The sequence below is a fragment of the Corallococcus interemptor genome (assembly GCF_003668875.1).
GTDB classification, from domain to species: domain Bacteria; phylum Myxococcota; class Myxococcia; order Myxococcales; family Myxococcaceae; genus Corallococcus; species Corallococcus interemptor.
The window spans coordinates 1-9,957 of sequence record NZ_RAWM01000205.1 but is presented as its reverse complement, the minus strand read 5'-3'; the positions used below and the strand labels follow the sequence as shown (position 1 = coordinate 9,957).

Genomic DNA, 9,957 nt, shown 5'->3' with positions numbered 1-9,957 from the left:
CCCCAAGGACGCCGTCGTGCTGCGCTGGAAGCTGGTCCAGGACGCGCCCATCTCCTTCCGCCTGAACCTCGCGCTGGACCGCAACGCGGCCGTCCCCGAGTCCGCCCCGGCGGAGAAGCCCTCCAAGGCCGACAAGAAGAAGAAGGGCGCCAAGGCCGCCCCCGCCGCCGTGGCACCCAAGGCCGGCAGCGCCGCCGTCCCCACCGAGTACACGTACGTGCTCATGCTGGACAAGAACGGGGAGCGCCAGCTGCGCGTGACGCCCAACAGCGGCGCGCCGGAGGAAGCCACCTTCAGCGACCGCGGCTTCATCATCGACGGGCTCCAGGGCCCCGCGCGCAACCTGGCCACGCTGGCGCTGGAGCTGCCCCGCGACCCCGTGCGCCCCGGCGAGACGTGGTCCCTGGGCACCGAGCTCACCACGCCCGACGCCCTGGGCACCCTCTTCCGCCGAGCCCCCGGCGGCGAGCGCCACAACCGCGTGAAGCTCGTCTCCGTCACCCCGGGCGACAACGGCGAGCAGGTGGCCACGCTCGAGTACGACCTCGTGGAGCAGTTCGGCGGCACCCTCGGCGCCCCGCGCCCCGTGGCCCCCTCCGGCAAGAAGGGTCCGCACGTGGCGGGCCATGAGAGCGCCACGGAAATCGTCGACGAGCTGGCGGACGCCCCCGCCCCTGCCGCCCAGGCGGAAGGCACCGAGCTGGGCGCCACCGTGAAGGTCACCGGCAAGGGCGAGTTCCTGGTGAAGGCCGGCCAGTGGCGCTCCTGGGAGGGCACCCTGTCCACCTCACTCAACGGCCCCGCGAAGCCCGCCGTGAACCTGCCCGCGGGCACCTACCAGGCGCGCCTCACGCCCGTCAGCGCCCCCCAGCAGGCACCAGCCGCCGCGCCTACCGCGACTCCGCCCGCGCCGTAGGCGCAGGGCCGTCCGAAGCGCGCACCATCCGCACCACGGCGTCCACCCACTCCGGGTGGGCGTTGAGGGACGGCACCAGCGTCAGCGACTCGCCGCCCGCCTCCACGAACTGCTCCTTCGCGCGCAGGCCAATCTCCTCCAGCGTCTCCAGGCAGTCCGCCACGAAGGCCGGGCACATCACCGCCAGCCGCTTCACGCCCTTCGCCGCCAGCTCCGGCAGCACCAGGTCCGTGTACGGCTTCACCCACGGCGTGCGCCCCAGCCGCGACTGGAAGGACACCGTGTAGCCGCCCTCCGGAAGCCCCAGCCGCTGAGCCAGCATCCGCGCCGTCGCGAAGCTCTGCGCCCGGTAGCAGTGCCGGTTCGCGTCCGTGATGGCGTCGCAGCAGCCCGCGGACGCCAGGCAGTGCTGCCCCGTGGGGTCGCTCTTGCGCATGTGGCGCTCCGGCAGCCCGTGGAAGCTGAACAGCACGTGGTCCGCGCGCGTGTCGGCGATCACCGGCCGGGCCACCGCCGCGAACGCGTCCAGGAAGCCCGCGTCGTCCCAGAAGGCCGGCACCGCGCGCACGCTGGGGACGTCCCAGCCCTGCGCCAGCACCTCATACGTGCGCGCCAGCGACGACGCCGTGGAGGACGCGGCCTCGTGCGGGTACAGCGGCAGCACCGTGAACTCCGACACGCCCTTCGCCTTGAGCCGCGCGATGGCGTCCGGCAGCGACGGGTTGCCGTAGCGCATGGCCAGCTCCACCTCGTAGTCGTCCCCCAGCCGCTCCGCCACCCGCGCCTCCAGCGCGCGGCTGTACACGAGCAGCGGCGAGCCCTCCTTCATCCACACCTTGCGGTACGCCTCCGCGCTCTTCGCGGGGCGGAACGGGAGGATGAAGAGGTTCAAGAGGAACCAGCGCCCCACCGGGTGGATGTCGATGACGCGCGGGTCGTTGAGGAACTCGCGCAGGTAGCGGCGCACTGGCCCGGACTCGGGCGCGTCCGGCGTCCCCAGGTTGACGAGCAGCAGTCCCCGCTTCGTGGTCGGCACAGACATGCGCGAAGGCCCTGGGTGACGTGTCAGTGCAGCGCGTGCGGCAGCGTGAGCGCGAACTCGGCGATGCGCGCCTCGAAGCGCGTGCCGTCCGGGCGCTCCATCTCGTAGCTGCCGCGCATGGTGCCAAAGGGCGTCTTGAGCATCGCCCAGCTCGTGTACTCGAAGCGCTCGCCGGGCTTGAGGTGCGGCTGACGGCCGACCACGCCCTCGCCCTTCACCTCGTCCACGTGCCCCTGGGCGTCGGTGATGACCCAATGCCGCGCCCGCAGCTGCGCGGGGACGGTGCCCTCGTTGAGGAGCACCACCTTGTACATGAAGGCGAACTGCCCGGACTCGGGCGTGCTGCGCTCCGGCCAGAAGGTCGGCTCCACGGTGACGCGGATGCCGTCGGTGGTGGCGGTGGACATGGCGGGAGACTTGGCAGCGACTCCCGCCCGATGCAAGCGAAACGCAAGGGCCTCCGAGCCCCGGCCCGCGGCCTTCAGCCGCGCTCCTGCTCCCGCTCCGGCGTCTCCGGGGCCTTCTCCGCCTCCGGGGGCTTGGGGAACACCAGCGACGCCAGGATGGCCACCAGGAGGCAGCCGCCAATCACCGCCAGCGAGATGCCGATGGGGATCTTGAACCAGTGCTCGATGAGCATCTTCACGCCCACGAAGGCCAGGATGACGCCCAGCGCGACCTTCAGCAGGTGGAACTTCTCCATCAGGCTGGAGACGACGAAGAAGAGCGAGCGCAGGCCCAGGATGGCGCAGACGTTGGACGTGTAGATGATGAACGGGTCCTTGCTGATGCCCAGCACCGCCGGGATGGAGTCCATGGCGAAGAGCAGGTCCGTGGCCTCCACCACCATCAGCACGATGAACAGCGGCGTCACCTTGCGCCGGCCGTCCTCGTGGACGAAGAAGCGGCTGCCCTCGCCCTGACGCGCCACCGGCAACAGGCGCCGGGACATCTTCACGATGAAGCCCGCCTCCGGGTCCACGTCCTCGTCCTCCTTGGCCCAGAGCATCTTGGAGGCCGTGTAGACGAGGAACGCGCCGAACAGGAAGATGAGCCACTCGAAGCGGGCCACCAGCGCCGTGCCCGCCACGATCAGCACCGCGCGCATCACGAACGCGCCCAGGATGCCCCAGAAGAGCACCCGGTGCTGGTGCGCCGGCGGCACCCGGAAGTAGCCGAACACCATCAGGAAGACGAAGAGGTTGTCGACGGACAGCGCGTACTCCACGACGTACGCCGTCAGCCACTCCAGCGCCGGGGCCTGGCCGCCGTAGTGGTACACCCCTCCGCAGAACGCGAGGCTGATGCTCACCCACACGAGCGTCCACAGCGTCGCCTCCTTCGGCGACACCGCGTGCTCCTTGCGGTGGAACAGCCCCAGGTCCAGGGCGAGCATCGCCAGGACGAAGACGTTGAAGCCCACCCAGGGCCAGAGCGAATGAATCATCGGGTCCGCTGCCTACCCCGGGACGGGCCTACACGGCTACTCCCATTCCGTCGCCGGGCGCCTCAAGACGGCCAGGGACCGCCCCGCGGCCTGCACCTTTCCACCCGCCGGGGTGTGCGTGCGCAGGGACTCCCCGGTGGCCGCCGTGTCCACCACCAGCTCCCAGTCCGCGCCCCACTCCAGCGCGGGCAGCATGAAGGTGATGGGCTCATGGTGCGCGTTGAGCAGCACCAGCAACGTGTCCCCCACGATGCGGTGCCCCTCGTCGTCCGGCGTGGCGATGGCGTCCCCGCCCAGCAGGAAGGCCAGGGAGCGCACGTAGGGCTTCTCCCAGTCCTCGCGCTTCATCTCCTTGCCGTCCGGCCGGAACCACGCCAGGTCCTTCAGCTCGCTGTCCCAGATGTGGGCGCCGCGGAAGAAGCGGCGCTTGGACAGCACCGGCTGCTCGCGCCGCAGCTTGATGATGCGGGAGGTGAAGTCCAGCAGCTGGCGCTGCTTCTCGTTGAGCTCCCAGTTCACCCACGACAGCTCGTTGTCCTGGCAGTAGGCGTTGTTGTTGCCCTTCTGCGTGCGGCCCATCTCATCCCCCGCGACGAGCATGGGCACGCCCTGCGACAGGAAGAGGGACGCCAGGAAGTTGCGCTTCTGCTGCTCGCGCAGCGCGTTCACCTTGGGGTCGTTCGTCTCCCCCTCCACGCCGCAGTTCCAGGCGTGGTTGTCGTTGGCGCCGTCGCGGTTCTCCTCGCCGTTGGCCTCGTTGTGCTTCTGGCTGTACGTCACCAGGTCGTGCAGCGTGAAGCCGTCATGCGCGGTGACGAAGTTCACGCTCGCCGTGGGCTTGCGGCCGGACAGCGCGAACAAATCCGAGCTGCCGGTGAGCCGCGAGCCAATCTCCGCCGCCTGCCGGTCGTCGCCCTTCCAGTAGCGGCGCATGGTGTCGCGGTACTTGCCGTTCCACTCGCTCCACAGCACCGGGAAATTGCCCACCTGGTAGCCGTAGTCCCCCACGTCCCAGGGCTCCGCGATGAGCTTCACGCGGGAGAGCACCGGGTCCTGGTGGAGGATCTGGAAGAAGGCCGCGCGGGTGTCGTAGCCGTGCCTGTCCCGTCCCAGCGTCGTCGCCAGGTCGAAGCGGAAGCCGTCGACGTGCATCTCCTCCACCCAGTAGCGCAGCGAGTCCGCGATGAGCTTCAGCGCGTACGGGTGCGTGGCGTTCCACGAGTTGCCGCACCCGGTGAAGTCCATGAAGTAGCGCGGGTCCTTCTCACTGAGCCGGTAGTACGCGCCGGCGTCCAGCCCCTTGAAGGACAGCGTGGGCCCCAGGTGGTTGCCCTCGCAGGTGTGGTTGTAGACCACGTCGAGGATCACCTCGATGCCCGCGCGGTGCAGCAGCTTCACCATCCCCTTGAACTCCGCCACCTGCTCGCCCAGCGAGCCTGACGCGCTGTAGCGCGCGTCCGGAGCGAAGAAGCCCAGCGTGTTGTAGCCCCAGTAGTTGGAGCGCCCCTTCTGGGTGAGGAACGGCTCGTCCACGAAGGCGTGGATGGGGAGCAGCTCCACGCTCGTCACGCCCACCTTCTTCAGGTGTTCGATGGAGGCCGGGTGCGCCAGGCCCGCGTACGTGCCGCGCAGGTGCTCCGGCACGCGCGGGTGGAGCTTCGTGAAGCCCTTCACGTGCAGCTCGTAGAGGACCGTCTTGTTCCAGGGAATCTCCGGCCGCTTGTCGCCCTCCCAGTCGAACCCGTCCGACAGGATGACCGCCTTGGGCACGCCCCAGGCGTCGTCCTGCGTGTCCATCACCAGGTCCTCCTCCTTGCCCCCGTGCACGTAGGCGTGGATGGGGGCCTTGTGGTCCACCTGGCCGTGCAGCGCGCGGGCGTAGGGGTCCACCAGGAGCTTGTGCGGGTTGAAGCGCAGGCCCTTCTTCGGTTCATACGGACCGTGAACCCGCAGGCCGTAGAGGCAGCCGGCGTGCACGCCTGGCATGTAGCCGTGCCAGACGTGGTTCGAGGTCTCCAGCAACGGGAAGCGGCGCGTCTCCTTCCTGGGGTCGGCGGGGTCGAAGAGACAGACCTCCACCTTCTTCGCGTGCTCGCTGAACACGGCGAAGTTCACGCCGTTCCCGTCGTACGTGGCGCCCAGGGGAAACGGCTTCCCTGGAAGCACCTCGGCCCTTCTCATCCAGTGCTCCTCTCCAGCAGCACCACCGGGAACTGGGCGAGGAGCGGCCCCAGGGCCAGCCCCACGCCGCCCGGCCCCTGCTGGGGACGGACGGTGTTCCCGGTGAAGACATTGCGGAACATCATGCCCGCATATGCCTCCGGAAGGTTCAGGAACGTACCGTCGTACGCTTGCGAAAGCCCCCCGGACTCCAGCGCCTCCAGGGTGTAACGCGGCGCGCAGGCGATGAGCACGCTGTCACCGTGCGTGCGCGCGAAGCCCACCGCCGCGGGCGAGCGCGGCCCGGACAGCTCCAGCGCCTCGTACCCGCCGGCGCGGAAGAGGTCCGCGTACTTCTGGCGCAGCCGCAGCGCCTGGGCCAGGACGAAGAGCTTCACCTGCCCGTCGTCCATGTCCCCGGACAGCCTGGCGCACAGCGCCTGCCGGTCCTTCGCCGCCGCGTCGTCCAGCGCCGTGAGCAGCCGCTCGCGCAGGGCGTAGTCCACCGGCCGGCGGTTGTCCGGGTCCACCAGCGACAAATCCCACAGCTCGCAGCCCTGGTACGTGTCCACCACGCCGGGCGAGGCCAGCTTGAGCAACAGCTGCCCCAGCGCGTTGTGCTGGCCCGCGCGCTCGATGCGGCGCTTGAACGCCTTCACGTCGTCCAGGAAGGCCTGGCTCTTCGCCGGGTCGAAGCACGCGTCCACGAAGCGCGCCACCGCGTCGTCGTAGGAGCCGTCCGGGTTGGTCCACGACGTGCGGACCTTGGCCTCCTTGATGGCCTTGCCCATGTACTCGCGCACGCGGCGGTGGAACTCCTTGAGCTCTGCGGCGGGCACCGCTTCGCCCATGGGCCACGCGCCCACCACCGTCTGGAAGAAGAGGTAGACGTCGTTGGACGACGGCGCGGGGCCGGAGGGCAGGTGGCTGACGAAGGGCTGCGTCAGGTCCGCCCAGGCGCGCGCCTTCTCCCGCCAGACCTCCGGCAGCTCCGTGAGGACGTTGATGCGCGCGCGCACGTCCTCGCTGCGCTTGGTGTCGTGGGTGCTGGAGGTGAGCATGCTCGCCGGCCAGCGCTCCGCGCGCTCCTGGTTGCGCAGGTGGAACATGGTGGAGCGCATGCCGAAGTGCTCCGGCTCGCCGCCCACCTCGTTGAGGCTCACCAGCCGGTTGTAGATGTAGAAGACGGTGTCCTCCAGGCCCTTGGCCATGACGGGGCCCGTCACCTGCTGGAGCTTCATCGCGAAGCGCAGCATCACCGCCTTCTCGTCGTCCCCCACGTGGTCCGGGTAGCGGCCCAGCAGGATGTCGCGCAGGAAGTCGAAGATGGAGGCGTTGGTGGTGGTGTTGCGCTCCTTGGCGCGCTGGAGGGTCCACTCGATGTACTGCACGTCGCGCACGTCCAGCTCCGCGCGCCAGCCGTCCACGTAGGTGCGGTAGACGGGGAACAGCGCGATGAACTCCACCAGCGCGCGCCTCAGGCTGTTGAGCGTGAAGTCGCGCGTGCGGCGGTTCATCTCCGAGATGCGGTTGAGCTCGTGCGCCAGCACGTTGATTTCACTGGCCATGCTCACGCGCATGATGAGCAGCTTCTTCTGGTACACCAGCTCCGCGAAGTCCTGCGTGCCGCCCGCGAAGCGCTCGTACGTCTCCGTCAGGTGCGCCTCCGCGGCCGGGTGCACGAACAGGCCGCTCACCGCGTTGGCGAAGCGGTAGCCGGTGGTGCCGTGCACCGCCCACGCGTCCGGGATGCGCTCGCGGCCGCCCTGAATCTTCTCCACCGCCACGAACAGCGCCCGGCGCAGCGGGCTGTCCGGCGTGTCCATCACCTCGCTGCGCCACTTCGCGCGCAACAGCGTCTCCACCTCCGCCCACCGCGCGTCGTCCCCGTCCTTCTTGCCCGCGTTGAAGCGGGCCCGCGCGCGCTCCAGGAAGAAGCGCTCCTGCAGGTTCAGGAAGTAGGCCGTGGGGTCGAAGAGGCCGTCCGGATGGTCGATGCGGATGCCCGTGACGCGGTCCTCGCGCAGCCAGTCGAAGATGAGCTGGTGCGCCTCCTGGAAGACGTCCGGGTCCTCCACGCGGATGGCGGCCAGGCCGTTGATGTCGAAGAAGCGGCGGTAGTTGATCTCCTCGCCCGCCACGCGCCAGTGCGCCAGCCGGTAGCTGCAGTGCTGCAGCAGGTTGTCCAAGAGGTCGAAGGAGCGCACGTTGCCGGGCGTGCCGTTGAACACCCGGACGTTCTCGTCCACGTACGCCATGAGCTCCGGGCTGTCCGCCACCACCGCGCCCAGCCGGCGCTTGATGACCTCCTTCTCGCGGTGGCGCTCAATCACCTTCGCCGGCTCCACCTCCGTGCGCGGCGGCAGGTGGTCCAGGGCCGTCATGATGGAGAGCAGCTCCACCAGGTGCGGCGACTCCGGGCCCAGCTGCTTCTGCAGCCGCTCCAGGCCGTGCTTGAGGATGCTCGCGTACTGGCGCGGCGCCACCGGCAGCCGGTGGTCGTAGTAGTGCAGGTAGAAGGCGCCGGACTCGTAGGACAGCTTCAGCTCGCCGCGCTCCAGCACGATGCCGTACTGGTCCCCCAGGATGGGCAGCAGCACCTTGTCCGCCAGCTCGTCCTTCACCGGCCGCCAGTCCACGTCGAAGAACTTCGCGTAGACGGACGACGGGCCGTTCTCCAGCACGTCCAGCCACAGCCGGTTGTCCCGCTCGATGCCCATGTGGTTGGGCACCACGTCCAGCACCTGCCCCAGGCCGTGCTCGCGCAGGGCGTCACAGAGCGCCGCGTGCTCCTCCGCCGTGCCCACCTCCGGGTTGAGCCGCTGGTGGTCCACGCAGTCGTAGCCGTGGGTGCTGCCGGGCGTGGCCTTGAGGTAGGGCGACGCGTAGAAGTCGCTCACGCCCAGCCGGGCCAGGTACGGCACCAGCGCCTTCGCATGGTTGAAGGTGAAGCCCTGGTGCAGCTGCATCCGGTAGGTGGACAGCGGCGTGACGCGGCGCGATTGCAGCTCGCGTCGCACCTGGTCGAACAGGGCGTCCGCCTGGGCTTCCACCGTCGTGTGCGTGCCATCCGCGTCCGCCTGCCGCGCGGCGCGCTCCCCTGCCTCAAGACCGTCGTGGAACATGGGCCCCAGAGGTAGGCCCGACGCGGCGCGTCCGCCAGCGGGCAGATGCGCCTTCGCCCCCTTTTCAACGCTCCGCACGCCCGCCCTGTCAGAGGGGGAAAAAGCGGAGGGCCCGTCGCGCGCGATGCGTGACGAGCCCCCAGGGTCCTTCGGGCGACCGGCGACGGCCCCGACGGGCCCTGCACCGTTCAGCTCAGGTGCTTGTTCACCAGCGCGGTCATCTCGAACATGGTGACGTTCTTCTTGCCGCCGAAGATGGGCTTCAGCTTGTCGTCGGCGTTGATCTGGCGCTTGTTCTTCGCGTCCTGGAGGTTGTTCTTCTTGATGTAGTCCCAGATCTTGCTGACCACCGCGGTGCGGGGCAGCGCCTTGGAACCGACGATCGCCGCCAGCTCAGCGGAGGGCGTCATCTCCTTCATGAACGCAGCGTTGGGCTTACGGCCCGCGGCCTTCTTGGCGGCAGGGGCCTTCTTCGCGGCAGCAGGGGCAGACTTCTTCGCAGCGGCTTTCTTGGCGGCCATTCGTCTTGTGTCTCCTCCCCTCCGAAGGGGACGTTGCACGGCGTGCTTGCATCTTCAAGCTAGAGCCGATGGCGCGTAGTAGCACGGCCTAGAGCGAAAAACAGCGTCCATCGCGCGCTTTTTCCCTCTGGGCCCCCTCGGAGCAATGGATTCGGAGGCTAGAACTCGGCCCCGCAGCGCATTCTTCCCTCGGGAGCGGAACCCTCGCGGCGCGTCCGGAGGCCCAGAAACCGGCTCCGGAGCCCGTTTCCCCTCGGGGATTGTGCTTCGCGACGCGTCCGGAGGCGGAAAGTCGGCATCCGGAGCGCGCGCTCACTCGGGCAGACCCCCGCCCATTTCGGCGGTGGACGGGATGTGGCTTTTCGGATGAAACAGCACCCATGAATGCCCTCATCACTGGCGCCGGCGGCTTCCTGGGGACCTGGCTCGCACGCGCGCTGGCCTCCCGCGGCGACCGGGTTTCATGCCTGTTGCGCCCCACCACGGACACCCGGGAGCTGGAGAAGGCCCTGGAGGGCCACCCCTGGACGCGGCATGTGGGCGACGTGACGGACCCCGCCTCGCTGGCCCATGCGGTGAAGGGCGTGGACGTCGTCTTCCACCTGGCCGGCATCCGCCGCGCAGCGCAGCGCGACGAGTTCATGCGCGTCAACGCCGAAGGCACCCGCCGGGTCTGCGAGGCCATGGCCGCCCTGCCGGAGCCCCGCCCCCGGCTGGTGATGTGCGGCTCGCTCGCCTCCCACGGC

At 69.4% G+C, this 9,957-nt stretch carries 8 protein-coding genes; 2 read left to right on the top strand and 6 right to left on the bottom strand.

Annotated elements, in window-relative coordinates:
- The coding region (locus D7X96_RS37640; protein WP_121771894.1) for a hypothetical protein at positions 1-916 on the top strand (916 nt) is incomplete at its 5' end.
- Here D7X96_RS37640 and hemH read toward each other — a convergent pair.
- The 6 genes from hemH to D7X96_RS37610 all read right to left on the bottom strand — a co-directional run bounded on the left by hemH (position 891) and on the right by D7X96_RS37610 (position 9,211).
- Positions 891-1,958, bottom strand: a complete 1,068-nt coding sequence (gene hemH, locus D7X96_RS37635; protein ID WP_121771893.1) for a ferrochelatase — start codon at positions 1,956-1,958, stop codon at positions 891-893. The genes D7X96_RS37640 and hemH overlap by 26 nt on opposite strands.
- A gap of 23 nt (positions 1,959-1,981) precedes the next feature.
- Positions 1,982-2,365, bottom strand: a complete 384-nt coding sequence (gene apaG / locus D7X96_RS37630) for a Co2+/Mg2+ efflux facilitator ApaG/CorD (RefSeq protein ID WP_120550769.1) — start codon at positions 2,363-2,365, stop codon at positions 1,982-1,984.
- Positions 2,366-2,439: 74 nt separating this feature from the next.
- Entirely contained in the window at positions 2,440-3,405 is a 966-nt protein-coding gene (locus tag D7X96_RS37625) for a TerC family protein (RefSeq protein WP_120550768.1), read from the bottom strand.
- 36 nt (positions 3,406-3,441) lie between these two features.
- Positions 3,442-5,586 carry a glycogen debranching protein GlgX gene (glgX, locus tag D7X96_RS37620; protein ID WP_120550767.1) on the bottom strand — a complete coding sequence of 715 codons (2,145 nt, stop codon included), beginning with the start codon at positions 5,584-5,586 and terminating at the stop codon, positions 3,442-3,444.
- Positions 5,583-8,690 (bottom strand): malto-oligosyltrehalose synthase, encoded by a 3,108-nt coding sequence (gene treY / locus D7X96_RS37615; protein ID WP_208647438.1) that lies wholly within the window; start codon positions 8,688-8,690, stop codon positions 5,583-5,585. The genes glgX and treY overlap by 4 nt, the downstream gene beginning before the upstream one ends.
- Before the next feature lie 188 nt (positions 8,691-8,878).
- Positions 8,879-9,211, bottom strand: a complete 333-nt coding sequence (locus tag D7X96_RS37610) for an SWIB/MDM2 domain-containing protein (RefSeq protein WP_014394388.1) — start codon at positions 9,209-9,211, stop codon at positions 8,879-8,881.
- Between the two features lie 380 nt (positions 9,212-9,591).
- Between D7X96_RS37610 and D7X96_RS37605 the strand changes: the two genes are divergently transcribed.
- Positions 9,592-9,957 (top strand): NAD-dependent epimerase/dehydratase family protein (locus D7X96_RS37605; protein ID WP_121771895.1); only part of this gene is annotated, 366 nt, incomplete at its 3' end.